This window comes from Qipengyuania sp. SM2512 (assembly GCF_054954005.1).
In genome coordinates, this window is sequence record NZ_CM143134.1 from 2805433 (window position 1) to 2824203 (window position 18771).

Annotated in this window: 19 protein-coding genes; 5 read left to right on the forward strand and 14 right to left on the reverse strand. The window is 60.9% G+C overall.

All coding sequences use genetic code 11. From position 1 onward, the window contains the following. Nucleotides 1–456: 456 nt before the first annotated feature. From ACQ5J0_RS13945 to ACQ5J0_RS13975, 7 genes are all read right to left on the reverse strand, one after another. The gene (locus tag ACQ5J0_RS13945) at nucleotides 457–3720 is read right to left on the reverse strand and encodes a DEAD/DEAH box helicase (protein WP_462568162.1); all 3264 of its coding nucleotides are present in this window, start codon (nucleotides 3718–3720) and stop codon (nucleotides 457–459) included. Continuing rightward, complete coding sequence (locus tag ACQ5J0_RS13950) at nucleotides 3713–4564, reverse strand: hypothetical protein (protein ID WP_462568163.1); 852 nt, start codon at nucleotides 4562–4564, stop codon at nucleotides 3713–3715. Before ACQ5J0_RS13950 ends, ACQ5J0_RS13945 begins: the two co-directional genes overlap by 8 nt. Before the next feature lie 107 nt (nucleotides 4565–4671). Beyond that, the gene (locus tag ACQ5J0_RS13955) at nucleotides 4672–6234 is read right to left on the reverse strand and encodes a HAMP domain-containing sensor histidine kinase (RefSeq protein ID WP_462568165.1); all 1563 of its coding nucleotides are present in this window, start codon (nucleotides 6232–6234) and stop codon (nucleotides 4672–4674) included. A gap of 8 nt (nucleotides 6235–6242) precedes the next feature. Further along, nucleotides 6243–6950 carry a response regulator transcription factor gene (locus ACQ5J0_RS13960; RefSeq protein WP_462568166.1) on the reverse strand — a complete coding sequence of 236 codons (708 nt, stop codon included), beginning with the start codon at nucleotides 6948–6950 and terminating at the stop codon, nucleotides 6243–6245. Between the two features lie 11 nt (nucleotides 6951–6961). After that, nucleotides 6962–8563 carry a DUF4153 domain-containing protein gene (locus ACQ5J0_RS13965; protein ID WP_462568168.1) on the reverse strand — a complete coding sequence of 534 codons (1602 nt, stop codon included), beginning with the start codon at nucleotides 8561–8563 and terminating at the stop codon, nucleotides 6962–6964. Between the two features lie 191 nt (nucleotides 8564–8754). Next, nucleotides 8755–9348 (reverse strand): thermonuclease family protein, encoded by a 594-nt coding sequence (locus ACQ5J0_RS13970; RefSeq protein ID WP_462568170.1) that lies wholly within the window; start codon nucleotides 9346–9348, stop codon nucleotides 8755–8757. Nucleotides 9349–9878: 530 nt separating this feature from the next. Next, nucleotides 9879–10031 carry a DUF6961 family protein gene (locus ACQ5J0_RS13975; protein WP_462570127.1) on the reverse strand — a complete coding sequence of 51 codons (153 nt, stop codon included), beginning with the start codon at nucleotides 10029–10031 and terminating at the stop codon, nucleotides 9879–9881. On the opposite strand from ACQ5J0_RS13975, the gene ACQ5J0_RS13980 reads away from it, so the two are divergent. Next, entirely contained in the window at nucleotides 10020–10292 is a 273-nt protein-coding gene (locus ACQ5J0_RS13980) for a hypothetical protein (protein WP_462568172.1), read from the forward strand. The genes ACQ5J0_RS13975 and ACQ5J0_RS13980 overlap by 12 nt on opposite strands. A 200-nt stretch (nucleotides 10293–10492) precedes the next feature. Here ACQ5J0_RS13980 and ACQ5J0_RS13985 read toward each other — a convergent pair whose 3' ends face one another. From ACQ5J0_RS13985 to ACQ5J0_RS14005, 5 genes are all read right to left on the reverse strand, one after another. Continuing rightward, entirely contained in the window at nucleotides 10493–10987 is a 495-nt protein-coding gene (locus ACQ5J0_RS13985) for a nitroreductase family protein (RefSeq protein ID WP_462568173.1), read from the reverse strand. A 151-nt stretch (nucleotides 10988–11138) separates the two neighbouring features. Beyond that, nucleotides 11139–11705: a 7-cyano-7-deazaguanine synthase gene (locus ACQ5J0_RS13990; RefSeq protein WP_462568175.1), complete on the reverse strand. Its 567-nt coding sequence runs from the start codon at nucleotides 11703–11705 to the stop codon at nucleotides 11139–11141. A 23-nt stretch (nucleotides 11706–11728) separates the two neighbouring features. Beyond that, entirely contained in the window at nucleotides 11729–12919 is a 1191-nt protein-coding gene (locus ACQ5J0_RS13995) for a PfkB family carbohydrate kinase (protein ID WP_462568176.1), read from the reverse strand. Next, the gene (locus ACQ5J0_RS14000) at nucleotides 12916–13287 is read right to left on the reverse strand and encodes a hypothetical protein (protein WP_462568177.1); all 372 of its coding nucleotides are present in this window, start codon (nucleotides 13285–13287) and stop codon (nucleotides 12916–12918) included. Before ACQ5J0_RS14000 ends, ACQ5J0_RS13995 begins: the two co-directional genes overlap by 4 nt. Nucleotides 13288–13404: 117 nt before the next feature. Continuing rightward, nucleotides 13405–14082 (reverse strand): 8-oxoguanine DNA glycosylase, encoded by a 678-nt coding sequence (locus ACQ5J0_RS14005; RefSeq protein WP_462568179.1) that lies wholly within the window; start codon nucleotides 14080–14082, stop codon nucleotides 13405–13407. A 184-nt stretch (nucleotides 14083–14266) separates the two neighbouring features. Between ACQ5J0_RS14005 and ACQ5J0_RS14010 the strand changes: the two genes are divergently transcribed. Together ACQ5J0_RS14010 and ACQ5J0_RS14015 are read left to right on the forward strand one after the other, a co-directional pair. Next, a complete protein-coding gene (locus ACQ5J0_RS14010) occupies nucleotides 14267–14539 on the forward strand; it encodes a helix-turn-helix domain-containing protein (RefSeq protein WP_462568181.1) in 273 nt (90 codons plus the stop codon). A 56-nt stretch (nucleotides 14540–14595) separates the two neighbouring features. Continuing rightward, nucleotides 14596–15249: a hypothetical protein gene (locus ACQ5J0_RS14015; protein WP_462568183.1), complete on the forward strand. Its 654-nt coding sequence runs from the start codon at nucleotides 14596–14598 to the stop codon at nucleotides 15247–15249. Between the two features lie 2 nt (nucleotides 15250–15251). Here ACQ5J0_RS14015 and ACQ5J0_RS14020 read toward each other — a convergent pair whose 3' ends face one another. After that, complete coding sequence (locus ACQ5J0_RS14020) at nucleotides 15252–15530, reverse strand: helix-turn-helix domain-containing protein (RefSeq protein ID WP_462568184.1); 279 nt, start codon at nucleotides 15528–15530, stop codon at nucleotides 15252–15254. Nucleotides 15531–15950: 420 nt separating this feature from the next. Further along, nucleotides 15951–16565 (reverse strand): hypothetical protein, encoded by a 615-nt coding sequence (locus ACQ5J0_RS14025; protein ID WP_462568186.1) that lies wholly within the window; start codon nucleotides 16563–16565, stop codon nucleotides 15951–15953. 167 nt (nucleotides 16566–16732) lie between these two features. On the opposite strand from ACQ5J0_RS14025, the gene ACQ5J0_RS14030 reads away from it, so the two are divergent. Both ACQ5J0_RS14030 and ACQ5J0_RS14035 read left to right on the forward strand, forming a co-directional pair. Beyond that, nucleotides 16733–16888, forward strand: coding sequence for a hypothetical protein (locus ACQ5J0_RS14030; RefSeq protein ID WP_462568187.1), 156 nt, complete (start codon nucleotides 16733–16735; stop codon nucleotides 16886–16888). Between the two features lie 772 nt (nucleotides 16889–17660). After that, nucleotides 17661–18680, forward strand: coding sequence for a hypothetical protein (locus tag ACQ5J0_RS14035; protein WP_462568188.1), 1020 nt, complete (start codon nucleotides 17661–17663; stop codon nucleotides 18678–18680). The last annotated feature ends 91 nt before the right edge of the window (nucleotides 18681–18771 follow it).

The window sequence follows — 18771 nt, forward strand, 5'->3', positions numbered from 1 at the left end:
CGGTAGAGCCCCTTTCGGTGTTGGGGGGCCTCGGGAGTGATCGCGAGCTTGGTCTTACGTCCGTCCTGGCAGTGCGTGCATAAAACTTCGTCCGAGCCCTCTATCTGCGCGGATGCCTGCCGTCGCGCTGTGCCGGAAGCGGGGACTTGAGACTTGCAAATGCTGAGTTCTCAGCAACGATCATGGACGCGATCAGATAAATCAGGGCCCATACCGGACACCCCATGGACGCGACCGTTTCTGTGCGGCGCAGTGCTAAAGTAAGATATTGAGAGGTTTGGTTGCGGGGGTGCGATTTGACCGCTGTAGAACTCGGGTGGCGTTGTAACCGCTTTGCGCCCTCATAGCAGCCGTCCCGGCTACATCAGATCTCCTCGTAAGTAGCCATTGGTGCTTATTTGCGCCGTGGGGCACCCATGACCAGCGCGGGGTCGGGCACCATATCGCGCATCACGGTCACGTCACGTCGGGCAGCGGGCCAAACGCCATCGCGGCGTCGAGGCTGTTTAGCACCGCCTGATAGTCCTGACCCATTGCCGGTGCACGCGCCGGGAACCGAACGGCATAGTCGCGGTGGATCGCGATCCGGGTGCGCAACGCCGGCGACAGATAGGAGAAAGCGACCTTGTCGGGCGAGTCCATGCCCTTCCGGATCGCGACGCCGAGCACCTCCAGGGCGGCCGGATTGGCGCTATCCTTGTCCAGTCGCACCAATATCTCACGCGCCAGCTCCGAAGTAGCCGTCGCGATCATATAGAGCGCCCGGTTCGCGAGCCGTAGGACCAGATCGCGGCTGCGCTTGCACGTGCCGATGCGTTCTTGCGCCACGCCGAGCGCGCGCTCGATAGCATCAAACGGCAGGCCGCCCATCCACGCTCGCATCGCGTCTTTCAGGCGCGCGAGCTCGTCATCGGTAACTGGACCGCCGGTCTTGCGGCCCCGCGTGACTGCCTTCACCGTCTCGGTATCTTTCCCGAGTAGCAGTTCATAATTCGCCCGCTCGGCAACGAAGAAGTCGATCAGCCAGTCGACCCACTGCGTCGCAGTGGTCGGCAAAGCATGGATATCGGCCTCGATCCGGGCGACAATCGCTGCCAGCGGTTCGGCGGCGAGTCCGGTAAAGGCCGCGACCTTCATCACCGGACCGGCTGCGATCGCAGCTTCGTTTTCGAGCGCGCCCTTGAGCGCCGTCAATTTGGCCTCAAGTTCGGCGTTCTCGCCCGCGCGGCGCGCGCGGAAGGCGGCGAACGACCGGCCCATCATGTCCACCGCCCGATCGATGGCGACGTCGTCCTCTTCGCCGGCGCGCAGCCTGCTCAGAAAATACCGCACATCGGTGTCTTGAAGGTCGCCCGCCGAGATGCTGTCGAGCAGGCGAGTGAGCGGATCATCGATATCGAGGCATTGATCGTTCAGCGGGAGGAGTGCCTCTAGCATATCGAGCGCCTCCTGAGTGGGGTGGTCCGCGGCATCAAAGGCCACTACGGGCTCCGGAATGAGCAGCACGGTCCCGTTAGCAAGATGACCAGCGCGTCCCGCGCGCCCCGCCGCGTTCAATATCTCGTGGCTCTTGAGCGGTTCTCGCCCCGCGTCGTCATGGCGCATGTTGCCGGCAAGGATTGCGACTTGGGCGGGCAGGTTCATGCCTTGCGCAAGAGTTGGGGTCGCCACGATGACATCGGCTCCCCCGGTCTTGCGGAACAGCGATTCGGCCAGACGGCGCTCCAGCGCGATCATGTCCCCATTATGCGGTAAGGCGGGGGCCGTCGGATCGATCAGTGAGCGCTGCGCACCGCCGAACTCCTCGACGATATCCAGCCACAGGCCGTTTTCGGTTTCGGTCAGGTCGGCGGGGGGCGGCAGTCCAGCGCGCAGGCCTCTGGCGGTCGATGGCGCATGATCGGCCTGCTGGACGAACATAATCGTCTTGAGCCCCGCCAGCGCGGCGCTACGGGCAAGCGATGCACCGACCTTGTTCGAATTGGGCGCGGCGCGATTGATCCCGTGAGAAAGCTCGACCGTGTCACTTGACAGGCGCACCAGCCGGTAATCCGCGGGCAGGTTGCGCGCCCAGGCATTGTGGAGCCCGAATAGCGCGAAAGGATGGGCGAGAAGTGGCGGCGCATCATAGTCCTGTTCAAGCGCCCGAGCGCGAGCCTTGGCGCGAACAATTCGTATCGCCCGGGTGACCTCGGCTTGAGGATAGACCACCACGCCGCGCGCTTGCCGGCTCGGTTTCCACGGATCCGTAATGCCCTCGCACGGCCGGCCGGTAAGCTCGGTCAGCCAGTCGGCAACCTCATTGGCGTTGCGCAGCATGGCCGAGAGCAGCAGCAGGTCGGCATCGGGCGCACGCTTGATCGCGTGCAGCAGGCAGAGCATGGCGTCGGTGCTGCGCGAGCCGCCACCATGCGGGCTGAGAAGATGGCACTCGTCGAACACAATCAGGCCGATCTCGCTCGTGTCGGCTTCGACAAAACTGAGGACCGCTAGAAACCGCTCAGGTGTCATGACTTCGATCGACTTGAGCTCGGGGCCGGCGATGAGCGAGGTCAGGTCACCGTCGGCGGAAACCTCATAATCGGCCAGGTCTTTGGGGAAGCTGTCGGCGAGATCGTCGCGCAACTGGTCGACCAGCGCAAGCGTCGGCACCAGGAACACGACCTTGCGTCCTGCGGTGAGCGTCGCGGCGATCTTCAGCTCCGAAACCGTCGTCTTGCCCGCGCCGGTGGGCAGCACGAGGACAGCCGATCGTCCGGCGTCGAGAAAGCCGCTGGCGACCGCGGCGCGATGGTTGGGCCACAGACTCGGTTTGGACGCGGCGCGGTGGCGCAGCCAGGACCGCCAGCCGGCCTCGTCCGCACCGGCGGGCGCCGGCAAATGGATGATGCCAACGCCCTCGAGCGTGTCGGCAACGTGCTTTAGCAGGCGCGCAAGATGTCTTGGGCCCGCATAGGCCGAATATAGCCGGGCACCGCCAGCCAGCGGCTCGACATCGGCCGGAAATTCCAAAAGCTGCGTCGAGAGAGCGGTAACCTGATCGAAAGCGGTCTGCGCGGTCGCGAAACCATCATAGCTGATCGGTGGCATGTCGCGGCCAAGGAGTCCGGCAACCATCTGCACGATCCCCGACCAGCACAGCAGATAGAGCGCCTGGACCGACTGATCACCGAGCGACGCGTGGGCTTTCGGCTGCAAGGTTCCGATGCGCTCGGCGCGTTCGAGGATGCGCAAGAGATTCTCCTGCGCGAGGTCCTCGATCGTTTCCAGCACGATGCTTTTGTAGATATCGTCCAGTCGCGGCCCGGCGAGGCCGCGCGCCGCCTCCCGCGCATCAGGGCTCTGGCCCGCGATCAGAAAGAGCAGCGGCGCCGCGACATTTGGATTGATCGCGGCTGCGGTGAGATAGTCGCCGCGGACCCGCGCCGAGGGGTCGATGCGGCCCAAGACCTGATAGGCCGTTCCTGCCACGAAGGCGGCGGCACGGCGATCCTCGCCTTCTGCTCCGCTATCGACAAGAGCCTCATAGATCGTCGCGATACGCGCGATCCGTGCGAGCCGCGCTGCATAAGCAGGGTCGTCAGCAATTTGTGCCGCACGCAGTCTGAGGCCGGCCAGGTCCGCATAGATCGCGGTCAGCTCTTGCGGCAGCAGCGCCGGATCGACGCCTTCCAGCGCGGGTGCCGAACGGATGAGGGAAGCGCTTTCGGCGTCAAACATCGAAGTCGTCGATCTTTGCCCACACCCTGTCCGAGAAATCGGCGAACCAAGCACGGATATTATCGAGCGGCAGCGTATCCCCGGCACGGTCACCGACCACGGCCCCGACACCGTCGAATCCGCCGAACAGCGCCAGTCTCTGCGCCGCGCTGAAGGCTAGCGGCTGAACGGTCAGCGATGCGCGGTAGGCGATCGGCCGACTCTGGATGAGCTGGTCATAGGCCGCTTTGAGCTGCGGACCGTCGAGTCCCATCTTCTCGAGCAGAGCGATCGCGCCCTGCGACAGCAAATTGTCGCGTTGCCCGGTCTGATATTGCCGGAACGCCGCCATCACGTCGTCGCGAAACAGATCGCGCCAGTTGTTGGTGCATTTGTATTCGTAGACCGTTGCTCGGGTCAGGGCCTTGGTCAGTGGGTCGACTTGGACCTTGATACAATCCGCTCCTTGGTAGGTCGCCTTGAGGTGCGGATCGGTGAGCGCTTCATCCGCGCTGGCGCCGAGCTTGGCCGCGACCCAGCATATGACTTCGAACAGCACGCCGTCGCGGTGATGCGAGCGCGGCTCATTGTCCGGGTGAAGCTCGGTGAACAACTTGGCCTTGATGTCGGTAGTGATCGGGCCCTCGTCGAGCCTCACGCCTTGCAGGATCAATGCAGCGTGGAACCCGCGGCCCACAAGAATATGCGCGACGAGTTCGGCAAGCCCATCGATATCGATGATCGACCATTGGTCGCCGTCGCATTGCGGATGCGCAGGCATGTTGGTTGCCTGAATTGGCATGATGATTGGCCTGGAGCCCCCCTGCTTTGAAAGAATATATGAGCAGCAGCCGACGTTGTCCAAGCGATTGTCTCGGCTTAGTTCACCACCGCAAGGTCAAGCTTGTTGTCGGATTCTTTCGTGTAGTTGCCAAAAGCGACAGTCGTATAGCGGCCCAGAATCCCCCTTTTTCATTCCGCAGGCGGCAGCGCGATTGCAAAGCGCGCGCCGCCCTCGGTCTCATCTAGGGACAGCGTGCCACCGGCCGCTTCGACCAACGATTTGATGATCGGCAATCCGAGCCCGCTTCCACCCGTTGTGCGGCGAGTGGTGAAGAACGGCTCGAAAATGCGTTTACGGTCCGAAATCGGTATGCCGGGACCATCATCCTCGGCAGTCAGACGAATGACTTCGCCAATTGACTCTACCGTGAAGTCGATGCGGCTCGCCCCCACCTGGCGGCTGTTCTCGATCAAGGCGTTTGTGATCGCATCGAGCGAGGCTTCAGCAACGGCGACGGGCGGCGCGCCTTCGGCATTCTCGATCGTAATGGTGAAACCCTCACTGCGGTTGGCATCCGAGAGACGCTTCAGTACTTGGGTGAGATCCGAGCTTCCTTGTGAACCAGATACGCTCAGATCGGCGCGCGCAAGGTCGAGCAGACGAGTGGACAGCAAGGTCAGGCGCGCCGCATCGGCGTCCGCATTGGCCAGGAAGCGGTGCCGCTCTTCGAGCGACATCGTTTCGCCGTGATCAGTGAGGATCTCCAGCGCGCCGCGAATCCCGGAAAGTGGGGTCTTAAACTCGTGGCTGACCGCATGTGCGAAATCGCGTAAATAGCGCGAGCGGCGCTCGATGGCGTCTGCCATGCTTGCAAAGTCCTCATACAGTCCCTGTATCTCGACCGCTGCCGTTCGGGGCGGTTCGGGCACGGTTTCCCGGCCCGAAGCCAGCGCTCGCGTAGCCCGTCCCAAGGCTTCGACCGGCCGGACGACTCCGCGCGACAGAAGGCCACTCAGGAGGATCAGCAGGACCAGGATCGCTGCTATCCCGAATGCAATCTTGCCACGATCTGCGTAGAGCCCCTTGAACAGGCTGCGCGCCGAACGCGATAGCAGCAGTACCCCCGCGACTTCTCCGTTCACAAGGATCGGGCGCGCATGATGGACCCTTACCGCCGCAGCGCGCGTCAGCCATTCAAAGCGGTAGGTCGCCCGATAGGCTCCGTTGCGCCGCAGCACAGTGGCCGGGCGGCCCGCCATTGCGGCCTGGACTTCCGGGAGCTTGGCCAGGCTTTCGCCACTCTCCGCAGCTGCGATCAGGCCTTCGCCGTCCAGCAGTAGGATCGACGACAATGTAACCTGTCTCGTTCGCGCGACGACCGGCGCGATCGCCTCAGAAACGGCGACCGCATCGTCGTTCGCGGGATCGCCGCCAGGCTGCGGCGGGGGACGCTCTGGTAGTATCGGAGTGCTGCTGAGGTCGATGGTCGGCGGTTCGGGCCGGAAGTCCACGGGATTGGGCAGGGATCGTCCGGCACCAGGCCATTGCACCGCCGCAACTGCAGCCAAGGCGGCGCCTTGGGCGACGAGCTCCGCTTCCGTCTGCCGGACCAGTGTGTTCTCGTATACTCGCAGAAACATGGCGGCCAAACCGGGAAGTGCGGCCACGGCGAACAGGGTGGCGAAGACGATGGTGCGCAGCCGCAGGCGCGGCCATCGTGCCTTGAGCCATTCCTTGGCGGCGCGGACCATCGGTCCCGTCAGCTTCCGCTACGCTCGCAAGACCCGAGCGCGTAGCCGATCCCCGGCCGCGTCTCGATCAGCGTGTCCGCCCCCACGGCCGCGAACTTGGCCCGCAGATTGCGGATATGGCTGTCGATCGTGCGGTCGGTCACTGCAAAGCCGGGGCCGTGGAGGCGATCGATGATGGCATCGCGCCCGAAAACCTTGCCCGGCCAGGATGCGAGTGTCCGCAGCGTCGTGAATTCGGTGACGGTCAGCGGCACGTCCTGTCCGTCCCACAGCGCGCGCCAGCCTTCGAGATCGAGTGTGAGGCAATTGTGCGCGATCCGCCCGCCGCAACCCTGGACATCGGGCGCCTTGGCTGCGGCACGCCGCAGGATGGCCTGGGTGCGCGCAACGACCTCGCGCGGCGAGAACGGCTTCACCACGTAATCGTCGCCGCCGAGCTCTATGCCGAGTACGCGATCGATCTCGTCGTCGCGCGAGGAAAGGAACAGGATCGGAACGCCGCTGGTGGCCCGCACTCGCCGGCACACCTCCAGCCCGTCCATGCGAGGCATGTTGATGTCGAGGATAACCAGATCGGGGATACGTTCTCCGATCAGGGTCACGGCCTCCTCGCCGTCCCCAGCCTCGATCGTGTCGAGCCCGGCCTTGCCCAGCGCGAAGACGAGCAGCTGGCGGATATGGGGATCGTCGTCGACGACAAGTATCGTGCGCGGCATGGGGCACAAGATCACCGGATTTCTCCCGGCGTCAATGGTACGGACGCACCCTGCGCAGGTTCGGCAAAAATCGGCGCATCTGCCAGGGGAGCTTCGGTCGGAACCGCAGATGCCGGTGGAGCGAGAATTCTGCCGCCGCAGTCTCTTCCGTGAGGAGCACGCTTTGGCTTGCGTTCGTCAGCGACAAGCATGCGCTCAGCCTGTGCGAGCCTACGCGCGTTCCGCGCGGTCCAGCTCTGCCAGTCGGCTTGGCTCACCTTCAGTTCCCGGTATGCGACGGCACTCAGATAGACCGCTCGATCCCGCATCTCTTGATCGAGGGGAGCGTCCCGAAGTTTTATCAGCGGGATCAGCGCAGAGCTGCCCTGTCGATCGAGATAGCACAGATCGAGCCGCGCCGGATCGCGCAGGTGAGAGACGTTCCATGCTGCTGCGACCGCGCCGAGATCGACGATACTCGCAGCCGTCAGCACGATCGCCGCAGCCAGCGAGTTGGCGTTGATCAGCCAAGCAGCCGACCGTTCGGCAAGCAAGCGCCAGAACACGAGCATGAGGCCGATGCCCACGAGAGCCATCCAGGCCAGCGCCGATATTCGCAGCACGGTGAGCGAATAGGCATCAATATAGTCGAACAGGCGCAGCACGCTCGAAGCGACGAGCATTATGTTCTGCCCGACCCAGACCAGCAACAACCTGCGCACCAGAGGATGGCGCGCGGCAGCGGAGCCGGGTCGCAGCGCCACAAGGACGAACAGTCCGGCGAGAAGGGCGGTGGCAATCAGTGTGTAAGCTCCGCGGTGGGCATAGTCCGCGAGAGTTACCCCCTCCGGCAGCGCAGCGCCGTTCCACAGGAATGCGATATCGAGAACATTTTCCACGGCAAAGACGACATTGAAAGTCGCGAGCGTGAGAAGCATGGTTACGACCGGTGGATCAGGCAAATGAGCCAAGATTGCTTGTCGATCGCCCGATAAGCGCATGGCGCGGGGGCGGAAGGTCGGCCACACCAGCGAGAGCGTGAATACCCACAATATCGCGTGCGGGACCAGCGTGCCGAAACCGGGCAGCCGGATCGCACCCAGCGCACCGCCGAGTACGGGATTGGCGCTTGCGAACAGCGCAAGAAAGATGCTTCCGCCAAACAAAGGCAGCGCGATGTGTGCAACGACATTCTTGGCGGAGGTTCTGCCTTGGCCAGACAGGTTCGCAATCCGGTAGAGTTCCAGCGGCGCCCTGAGCGGTCCTTTGACCGCCAGCGCCGCAAGCCGCGCTAGCCAACGTCCCGCATCGTCGAAAATGTGCCGAGGAAGAAGGGTGGCGCTGCCGATGGCAGCGAGGAACAGGATCGTGCCGAGGAAACTCGGGTCGACTATCAGGATCAGGCCGAAACCGGCTGCTAGCGAGATAGCCAGCCGACCGCCACGAGCCTTCCGGATTGCGGGCCGTAGCATGACCAAGGCGACCAACCAGACCATCGCGAACACCCCGATGACCGACCCGCCCCCGTAACCAATAAAGAACAGATCGGATAATGCGAGCAGGGCCGCTCCAATGACGAGCTTTCCGAGGAAACTCGCGCGGGCCTTGCGGGGTATTCCGACATTTCGAGACATATGCCTTCTCCATCTGATCGATAGAGAAATGGCAGACTGGTGTTGTCTCACTGCTATTCGAGCCGCTTGAAAGCGGTGTGGAAGTTGTGCAGATTCGGTGCAGGCCGAACGCAACCTAATCTCGGGTATATCGCGAGGGCGGCTTTGCCCCTTCTTAGCAGATGAGCCGACATTCTGCTGTCGGCCCATCATCAGACCTTCGACCGCCGATACCCTGCCGCTCTCGCCGCTGCCTCGGAGCAAAACATCTCTTCGGCCCGGGTGTCCTCGTAATATTGCATGCCCGGGAGATGGTAGATCCAGTCGCCGCGACGGCTCCGGTTCCCTTTGATCCTACAACCGTGGTGAGCCTGATCCTCAGGCTCTGACCGCCTCTGCCGAGAAGCCGACCGTTCTTGCGAGGCTGCAGGCGCTGCGAGCTCAGTTTTCGCAAGTCGATGATACTCTGGCAGAATGAACTCCGATCGCCAGATGCCCTGCCCTGCCGACTTTGCGCGATGCTCGTGTCCGATGTACGCGCTGCTATAACTGCGATAAGCGGTCGCCCAGCCATACTCCACCATCGTTGCGCCCAGCTCGAGACCGTTCGCATGGCAGATCGCCAGCAGGCGACCATGAGCATCGTTGCCTTGCCCGAAGCAAGTCACCATTTTGCCTTCGGCTAGCGAGCGCAATTGAGCTGCGGCGGCTTCGCCGCATGCCCATTCTTGACCATCGCGGGTGCAATTCTGATCAAGCTCAGGGGCATCAATGCCCGCCAATCGCACTCGCGCCTCGGCGATCACTAGGGAGTCCCCGTCGACCACCCGAGCGGTTCCGGCAACATCTTGCGCAGTCGCCGGGGCCGAAAGGATCACAAGGGCGGCAAGGGCATAGCTTCGCATCCTCTCAGAGCTACCGCGAAATGGTGAACGGTCGGTAAGCCGCAATGATGACGCTCAAGACCCGAACCCCGGCCCCACCCGCACGTCACGGCTACCGCATTTCGAGCAGCGCAACCTCCCCTGGACCGCAGCAATCTGTTTCGACCACTGGCGCTGCTGACACAGCAACGTGATCTTGAGCGGATCGATAATGGCCAAGCGCTTGCAGGCTCTGCAATCTACCCGCAGGATATAACCGTGCCTCGTGTAATCCGAGATAGTGTCGAGACGCTTCGAGCTCATGGCTTGCGCCGGATGGACCAGATGAGCGCTGAGCAGGCCGTGATGACGGCAGCGAGAGCCGCAAGCGCGGCCGGATCGAGAACGAGCATGGTAACCTTCCGAGTCGATGGAGGCTCGATATGTTCACATTTTGTTCCATGTAGGAAAGTTCAATCTGGCGGTTGTGAACAGGCGCCGAGCTGACCGTAGCTTCGCGCCACCCGATCCCACAGTGCAACCGCCTGCGGTGAGCCCTCTGCCTCGAACTGCGCTACCCGTTCGGCGATGAAGCTTGCGCCAAGCTCTGGGAGATGTGGACGCAGCCGCTAAACGCGGACGGGAAGCCAGCTGCCTATGCTTACGGCTGGTGGGTGCAGGAATGGCGCGGGCAGAAGCTGGTCTGGCACGGTGGCTGGTGGCCGGACGCCAATGCGGGTTTTCTTCTCAAGGTGCCGGAGAAGGATCTGACACGGGTGGTATTGGGAAACACGGACGGACTCCATTGGGGCAACCGGCTACAGGTGGCGGAGATCGACAAGAACCCGCTGACACGGAAGTTTCTCGAGTTGTTCGCAGCCGATTAGGTGGTCCTGACCAGGCATTCCTAGTCCACAGGGGGACTTCGGCTATCCGCCCAAATGCAGCTACGCGATGCTCAGCGGCTGCTACCTAGAAATGCGACTTTGGACCTTACCTGTCCAAGGCCCGCGTTCCGGCAATTTCGCGCTGTGTCGACTACCAGGCGGATCGCCCGCCACCTATGATGGTCGCATAACCAGAGCACTCAGATCATGATCCCGCCAGCCCCCTCATACCGAGCGGGAAGGCCAGACGCCGCAACCACGTCTTTGCCGAGGTGCCCTAAAGGACAGCAGGACAGATCGAATGCAGCAGCTACCAAGCCCATGATCCCGATCAGAGCTCCTACATCGCGCAGGATCAGGGAACGAGAGTTTTCATAACGCGAAGAATAGAGATCGGAATCGGCGACGAACTGGATGAAGTAGTTTTGCGAGGAGACGCCCATGGCTTGGCGTCGAGATCGAGCAGAACCGCGCAGCGCAGCATCCCCACCGAGTTCGATCAGTCCATGTATGTCAGGATCGTACAAGCCAGCAGGCGAATGCTCGTCACTCGGAACCACGAGGGGACGCAAGCCGTGTATGCCACCGGCAGACGGAGCCGAACGGCTTTCCCAAACCCCGAACCGACCATCATGCCTTCGTTCCCGTAAGCGCATCGAGTGATAGAGGATGGCGCTCAAGGCATCCTCATCCATAGCTCCCTCTCTTCCCGACCGGCGCCCATACAGAGCTTCGAAGAAGCCGATTTCTGGAACATGCTGAGGGACTCGGAACCGTTGGATTACGGGCGCGGTGGGCCAGTCCGGCAGGACCGGTGTTCCGACAAGCAGCGGTCGGGGCTCTTGGTCAATAGGGTTGGACACCCAGTTCCCTCGTCACCTCGATGTGCTTCACGCAGCCTCGGCAGGTTCCGCACGCGAGCGACCCCGTATGACATGAATGCGCCCAAGCGAGGACCGCTGCTTCTACCCCCGAACGCCGGATCAGCTCCGCCGAAGTAAACTCAAGGGCAGGAGCGGAAACCCGCAATGCGCCCTCCTGCATCAATAGCAACTGGTTGAGCGCGGCGAAGAATGGCCCGGTTCCGTCCGCATGGATCCCATCCGTGGCCACTGTACCCAGCATCAACTCGGACACCCCAAGGACCACGCATCGCATGCCCGCCAGGGTCACCAGAAGCTGGTTGCGAAACGGCCACCAGTCGGACGCGGGTGCACAGTCCGCGGCCGCGACAGATGACATGTCGCCAGTGCCTAGTGCCGAACAATCGACGCAAACCACTTCATGATCGATCCCCAACTGCGCGCATACCTGCCGCGACACCGCCACCTCCGTCGCGGCCGCGCGCTGGCCATAATCGATGGTAAAAGCGAGTTCCGGGCGCTTCCAAGCCGCAAGCGCGATTGAATCCATCCCTCCTGACAGGAGCAGACCCTTCACTTGAGTTTCCAGACGGCGTGGTAAATCGCAGAAACGAAGTCGTCGACCACGGTGCACCCCGCTCCTGCGGGCATCTTGAGGTCCTCAGGCTTCACGTTCTGGGCAAGAGCCACGACGGGCTTGCTCCTCGCGGTGCCATAACCGACCTCGAAGATCGTGCCCGCGTCACCTCCATTCAGGATAGCCAGCACCACATCGCATGCATCCAATCCGGCCAGGTCCGCCTCAGCGACCTCCTCAGCGGGACCACGCCCCACGTCGTGTAGGGGCGAAAAAACTTTCACGCCCATACCCGAGAGGCACTTTCGCGCCTCCTCGACCATCCAGATCTCACCGAGATTGAAGAACGGTGCCGCAAGGTAAACCTTGCCGTTTCCCGGGACCACCGGCTCGAAGGCTACCGCCTCAAGTTTCGCTCGCGTCGGGATGGGAAGGGATCGCGTAGAGACATAACGACTGACCGCCCTTGAAGAGAGGTCCGCCGCAACATCCGGAGAGAGCTCATCGGCAGCCCAGAACTTAAGGAAGGCCGCAGAGAAAACGTCGCCCGATCCAAGCTTCCAGACGCGGTCGCTGCGATAGGCTGGGATGGTGCACCGGTGATCAGCCCAGGCCACGAGCGCACCCCGTCCTCCCATCTTCAGGACGACGACATCCGCCGCATGGTCGAGCATGAGACGGGTCACTATTTCATCCGGATCGTTTTTCCCCGTCAGGCGGTGACCTTCAAAGCGGTTTACCACGAGGGCCAACTGCTCCGCTTGAGAGCCGTTTTCTGTGAATGGTCGGGGGTCGAAGGCAGACTGCGGGTCGTATACGGCCTTGCGAGCACGAACCTTTGCGTCCCCTTCCAGCATGCCAAAGCGCAACACAATGTCGTCCTCGACATCAAGCGATCCAAGATTAGGGATCGCATCTGGGCGCGGGCTTATCTTCGGGTCGGCCAACGAATGCATGTAATCGAAGGACACGGGAGTGCCCCGCTCTGGGCCTTCGAGGCTGGCACCCGAGATGAAGGCAAGATTGTCCAGATCAACAGCGAGGTCTGGTGGCCTGAATGCGCACAGACGCACATCCGGCACCTGGTCGGCAAGCGCCATCGCTGCACGGCCGGCAGAGCCGAAAACTTCGTTCCAGTAGGGCTCCACACATCTCTCGACGTAGATGCCCCCGGCTATCGTCGTCATACCCGCTCAATCCGAAGAAGCACCTGCCCGCCGGAGATGGTCAGAACCTCGGCCTCATAAACATTGCCGGCCCGGATACAGTTGGCGATCGCCAAGGCACCACGGTGGGTTAGCGAGCCGGCGGTTCCCGCCGGCGCATTGACCTGCAGGGTCGGACGAGCCCCTCCCGTCACTAATGCGACCGTCAGGCGACTACCGACAGCCAAAGTAGCAACCACGGCGGGCTGCGGGCTGTTGAGCGGCGCCGTCTCTGTGATGTCGCAGGGATCCTCGTCGTCCCCCTTCCCTTCGCCACCTCCGGCGCCAGCTATGCCGCCACCACTTCCGCCGCCGCCGCCGCCAAATCCGTCGCCCCCGCTACCGCTCATAAAATGCTCCCAGATTGTAGTCAGGATACAATGAGGGCTCGGAAAGGATGTGGCAACAAACTTCGTCGCCGAAGTCGAACCGTTGGAATCATTCGCAAAACGACAGCGAGCACTCAGCTACACCAGTGCCATTTCCAATTGTGCAGTTGCGCGGGAATTGGTCCTTTTCCGGCTCGCACGGTTCTCCTGCCGCATCGCCATCCAAATCACAGAATCGAGGATGGATGCCCTCACACCAAGATCCTTGGCAAAATCGACGAATCTTCTTTCGATCTGCGCATAATGCCGCTCCACCTCCAGATCCTCAGCGAACAGACCAAGCGATCTACCGGCCCTCAAGATATGCACGTCGAGGATGGCGACCTCGTCACTTCCGCGCCAGTTGCGAACAATCCAGGATGCCGTTTTAGGGCCGACACCTCTGAGACGGCAAAGACAATCGCGAAAGGCCACGTCGGGAAGGGATCGATCAAGCGAGGAAAGACCGGCAAGCGCCGCAGACAAGTAGCGCGCCTTCTGCGCCGGAAAACGATATCGAACGCTGCGGCCAACAACGAGAAGCGGTTCCGAAAGAAGGGCCTCGAGGCTTTTCTCGCTTAGCACATCAGAGGGTCGGCGATGCCATGCTTCGCGCACCACTTCGTAAGCGGCCAGCCCCACTTCCGAGGGGATCCCATAGCCTCCCAACAGACAGGCCATGAGCTCTTCCTCGAGGGATTTGCCCAAACGGAAATGGTCCGGCTCCTCCAACTCCCACATCCAAGACTGCGCAGCCCAGAACGCGGGTGACTTCATTGCGCATGCATCACCCCATGCAAGACCAGTTCGCGTAAGGCGCCGAGCAGGTGGCGGTAGATCCAGGGCGACGAATTCACCTTGATGAAGATGGAGAACTCGCTGGCCAATGGGCATTTGATTATGCATATATGCATTTTAGAGCATCATGATTCGACCCGCAAGCCCTACAATCCTGTCAGAAATGGAGCGCACCCGCAGAGAGGCTGGGTTGACGCAGGAGGCAATTGCCCGGCGGCTTGATATTTCGCAGGCGCACTACAGCAAGGTCTCCGCAGGATTGGTTCCTCTCAGCACCAAACTCGAAAAGCGGATCCGAGACCTACTGGCATCAGACAAACTGCCGCCAATCAGATCCCGCTCAACAGAGCTCGACGAGATCGACAAACTGTCCGCAGCGATCAGACGCGATACCCGGCAATTGCTGGCCAAGCTTCGCGCATTTAAGAGCGCGTGATCCCCGGTTGACATTACTTCAAGAATATACTATTTAGTATATCGGAGGTGGCCCAAATGAATGGCTTCACGGGTAGGGCGCGAAGCCGCTACGAAAATTCCGCAAGGCTGCTGGTGGATGAGGAGCGTCACAGGACCGCGAACGAGCTCGCTGCTACTCTGGCAGCGCTGCGCCTGACTAAGGCACGCCTCGATTGCGACGCGCCGATGATTGACGAGGCGATCGTCCGCATCGAGGGGCACGCGAGACTCAACCGGCTGCTCGTCCAGCCTCCATCCGAAGGCAACAACGCGAGCAAGGCGCTGCGCGAACTGTGCGAGGCCTTCGTCATGGGTAGAAGCAGTCTCGGCGATCGGAACGTTCGGCTCGTACTGGAAGAGGTCGTCGTTCATCCGGGTACGCTCGACGCTCTGCTCCAAGTCGCTTACGAACTCCTCATCAACGCCACAAAACATGGCGAACCGACGTCAGGCAAGATCGCCATCCATCTTCGCCGGTTGGCTACGAGCGTATCCCTGGAAGTGGTCAACGAAACGCCTAGACAAAGTAATGCCCGTCGCGGTGCGGGAGCAGCCCTTGTCTCTTCCATCCTCCGCCGAGCAGGAGGCGATCTTCGGATTACTCACGAAGGTCAGCTCTACAAGGCGGTGGTAGTATTGCCGGATGGGTTCCGCAGGATAGAAGGTCCGCGCCGCGAATTGAAACCATGAAGTCAACCGCGGTCATAAGGCCGGTTATCCATGTTGACCGGCGAGATATCAGCTTCCTCAAGCAACACAGAAAGGGACACGCCGAGCGCCTTCGCTAATCGAGCAAGATTCCGCAGGCTCGGAAGCGTTCTGCCCTGCTCGACCCTCCACAGGTAGGCAGGTGCCATGCCTGCAGCCCGAGCAAGCGTTGCTCCCTCGAGATTGGCACGTTCACGATGTCCCACGATGCATGCGCCCACACTTGAGGCTAGCTGATCAGCGTCGGTTTCTTCATCCGGCATAGTGCGTCCCATACGCATATTCGCCGGCAGAAGTCATTCCCACCCCTCCATACTCCCGTGGAAACGCGGCAGCATTCCTCAGCCAGGCCGTCATAATAAAACCCAAATCCAAATAGGAGAAGAACCCGTGTTTGAAACCCGGATCTCATGGAGCAGCAAAGATGGAGCTCTGCGGCGTGATTTGAGCCTCGCGGGCTCCAACGCGAAGTCGGTCCAGCGATCCTTTATCGAGCGGGGACTTCCCTGTTCCACGCCCGTGTTCGTGGAGCGCCTTGAAAAGGGACAGGCACTCGCGACTTGCGTCACCCTGGCCCAGGAACTGCAGGTATGGGATCCGGAGTTGCAGGCCATCCCGCGACCGACTGCGGGCCTGCTAGCAGAAAGACCGAACCCGCCGACCCAGGGTTTCGTTTAGAATGGCTAAAGGACCGCATGATGAAAAGTGCCTATGTAATCATAGGGTTCGCCTGAGCGCGGCCAATACCTATACACCAGCAAGAGATCGCTGACTTGCCCCTGGTCGGCAGCACTAGCGACTGCATGCTGAAGGTTTGATTCGAATTGCTCTGTGCCAACCCGCGGCCCCACGCAGACCGCGATAGTGTTTCTTCTCCCCTCGATGATTGATGTGATGGCGCTGGTGAAGAAGTGGTCGTCTGCCCTTTTCACCTGCTTTTCGCCTTCACGGATGAGCTTTTCGAACCGCTTCTGGCCCTCGTATCCGGTGTTCAAAAGGCGGTGGCCGAACCTGGTCCAGCCGGGGGGCTTGAGCCGTTCCAGAGTCTCAAGCAATTCCCCCCAGTACCTGGTTCGTTTGATTTGGAAGTTGGGAGCGGTCTGGACATCAAGCAGACCATAAGCTGCCGATATCTTGAACGACTTGCCGTAGATCCATCGCTCGACACCTGGGTTAGGCCCCACGTTGAACTGATGTTCGAGATAGTCTGCCAACAGGTCCAGTTCGTCGGCTGTATATTCGATATCGCGCTCGAGATCACCGCGTCGGCTGAGGTAGTGACAGCGCTCGACCTCCAAACCGAGTAGCCACGAAACTTTTCCGAGCGCTTCTTAGTTGAAGCGCTCTTTTCGCAGATAGATTGAAAGATCTCTGCCACGGAAGTGATCACGCTCTGAGGATTGCAGCAGAAGTATTGGCCATCAGGAAGGCGTACCAAAGGTTTCAGCCTCACCGGATTGGCGAGATGGAAATGCGCAAGATCGGAATCGGTGAGGTCGCCAAACCCCATGGCGAGATTATCAAAAAGCTGCGCCACCTGCGCGCGATCCTGCGGTGCAAGTTCGAATGGGAGATCTTCAAGCTGGAAGGTGAAAATCGCCCGGTAGCGATCCTGGGCTAGATCCAGGAAGAAGTCCTTGAGGCGCTCGCGATCATAGCGATGGGGCAGAGCCTCCTTACGGATCCATTCGGCATGTTCCGTGGAAGCCGTCGCAACGAAGGCATCGATCATGGCAATGCCGGAGCTCTTTTTGAACCAGCCCCGCACCCATTGCATGTGCTCATCGACGCGTTGCTCGAGCAGGGAGTGGACAGAATACAGCGTCTTCACGATGTCGGTGGCGCTGCAACTGTACGCCTGGCGGAAGGTCGGATCGACGAACGATGCAAGCGCGCAGACGTATTCCCTTGTCTGGTGTGGATGCCGAGGTCCCCGCACTGCCAGCGTCCAGCTCTGAAGTATACTGATCAACTCTTCGCGGCGATTCCGCTCTGCGTCTAAGCTGATCTTCCTAATCCACAGATGACGAAATGCGTCTGCATTGCGTTTGATGAGGTCGATCGCGGCGCGGATCTCGTGCGACGGATGTCTCTGCCACAAAAGCAACTTCAAAAGTCGCAACAAAGCATTCGCCGGCGTTCTCCATTCGCGATTTTTAGAGCCGGAGGAATGCGCCGGGAACGATCGCCAGCAAACAGCTCAGGCGCTGACATAGCGGCCATTTAACGGGCTCTCAACAATTTGTATCCAGAATCCAGTTGAGGATTCCAGGGGAGTGTAAGGGGGCGGCCGCAGCAGCGAAGCCGCCCGCTTTCATGAAGAATGGATGATGGAACAGGTACATCAGAGGAAAAAAGGTTTCTTCGCCTGGTCCGGAAGGAGAGTTCCAATAATGCGCAAGAAACACGAAAGGCGCAGGTGCTATCGCGAGTTCATCGCGGCGGTACGCGCTGAACTGAACGCAGGGGATGCCGCCCACATCCGCGTCGATCATTCATGGTTACGGCGCCATGTGTCTGGCGAAGCATTTCTGGTTGAGGTCCCCGTGGGCCCGGAATTGGTTGTTCCACTTCGACCAAGCGATGTCGACGCTGTGCTGCAAAGCGAGCAATCTTGCATCGCTGAAGCGCGCTCTTTTGCCAGAGCCCTCATCACGCTGGATCGAGGCAAAGTCGAACTCCTGACGCATGCGGAGAATATCCGCACCGCTGCAAAGGATGCGGTTGTCATTGCTGTCAAAGACGGACTGGATGTGCGCCTCGCCGGCATTCGCTTCAAGCCGACACGCGCGAGCAACCTCGAGGATCCCCAAGAAGGCTGCGATCACGTGCTGGTCGAGGTCGATGTCGAAATGACCTCCCCGGACTTACGTCGCCAGACAATCTCTATTCTCGCCGAGGAAGACGAGGATATGGGTTATCTGCTCGAGGAGGATCTTGCGATCCAAAAGATCCGCCAAGCCCGGCTAGAAGAACTTGCAGCTCTCGATGCCGACCTTGAGATCGACGACATCAGTCTCGAACTGCTGCGTTGGCCGAAGCTCGAACCGAACGAGGTTCTCGACGAGCTTCTGCGCGAAGGAAACGTCACAATCAAACTCAGCGGCGGACAGGTCCTGACCATCATGAACGAGTGCGGTGTCGCCGAGGTAAGCATGACATCAGCCGAAGCCAATTGGTCGGGACAGTATCTCTGGCTGACTAACGGATCAGGAAGTCAGGATCATTCAGAGCGCGTGGGGAAAACGCTGGAAGGGCTGCTCGTGAATCCAATCTTCGCCGAGCGGAAGGTGGAATACGCATCGGACTTCGATGGATCAGGACGCCAACTCTTCTCGTTCAACAATCCCCGGCGCTGGCTTTACGATGCGCAATCCGGGTGCATCCGAGCCGATCCCAGGATGCACTCCTGAAGCGCACCGAAATCATCGAAACGATAATCATCCCTTCTTGAGTGGCGGCCGCAGAGGACGCCGGCAGAGGGAGTAGGTTTTATGACAGGAA

Bases quoted from the DNA above. Each gene is read 5' to 3' on its own strand.
- ACQ5J0_RS14005 (WP_462568179.1), bottom strand. From the start codon at position 14,082: ATGAAGTCACCCGCGTTCTGGGCTGCGCAGTCTTGGATGTGGGAGTTG.
- ACQ5J0_RS14030 (WP_462568187.1), top strand. From the start codon at position 16,733: ATGGAAATGCGCAAGATCGGAATCGGTGAGGTCGCCAAACCCCATGGC.
- ACQ5J0_RS14015 (WP_462568183.1), top strand. From the start codon at position 14,596: ATGAATGGCTTCACGGGTAGGGCGCGAAGCCGCTACGAAAATTCCGCA.
- ACQ5J0_RS13960 (WP_462568166.1), bottom strand. From the start codon at position 6,950: ATGCCGCGCACGATACTTGTCGTCGACGACGATCCCCATATCCGCCAG.
- ACQ5J0_RS13990 (WP_462568175.1), bottom strand. From the start codon at position 11,705: ATGGATTCAATCGCGCTTGCGGCTTGGAAGCGCCCGGAACTCGCTTTT.
- ACQ5J0_RS14035 (WP_462568188.1), top strand. From the start codon at position 17,661: ATGCGCAAGAAACACGAAAGGCGCAGGTGCTATCGCGAGTTCATCGCG.
- ACQ5J0_RS13945 (WP_462568162.1), bottom strand. From the start codon at position 3,720: ATGTTTGACGCCGAAAGCGCTTCCCTCATCCGTTCGGCACCCGCGCTG.
- ACQ5J0_RS13955 (WP_462568165.1), bottom strand. From the start codon at position 6,234: ATGGTCCGCGCCGCCAAGGAATGGCTCAAGGCACGATGGCCGCGCCTG.
- ACQ5J0_RS14000 (WP_462568177.1), bottom strand. From the start codon at position 13,287: ATGAGCGGTAGCGGGGGCGACGGATTTGGCGGCGGCGGCGGCGGAAGT.
- ACQ5J0_RS13980 (WP_462568172.1), top strand. From the start codon at position 10,020: ATGTGGACGCAGCCGCTAAACGCGGACGGGAAGCCAGCTGCCTATGCT.
- ACQ5J0_RS14010 (WP_462568181.1), top strand. From the start codon at position 14,267: ATGGAGCGCACCCGCAGAGAGGCTGGGTTGACGCAGGAGGCAATTGCC.
- ACQ5J0_RS13995 (WP_462568176.1), bottom strand. From the start codon at position 12,919: ATGACGACGATAGCCGGGGGCATCTACGTCGAGAGATGTGTGGAGCCC.
- ACQ5J0_RS13965 (WP_462568168.1), bottom strand. From the start codon at position 8,563: ATGTCTCGAAATGTCGGAATACCCCGCAAGGCCCGCGCGAGTTTCCTC.
- ACQ5J0_RS13985 (WP_462568173.1), bottom strand. From the start codon at position 10,987: ATGGATGAGGATGCCTTGAGCGCCATCCTCTATCACTCGATGCGCTTA.
- ACQ5J0_RS14020 (WP_462568184.1), bottom strand. From the start codon at position 15,530: ATGCCGGATGAAGAAACCGACGCTGATCAGCTAGCCTCAAGTGTGGGC.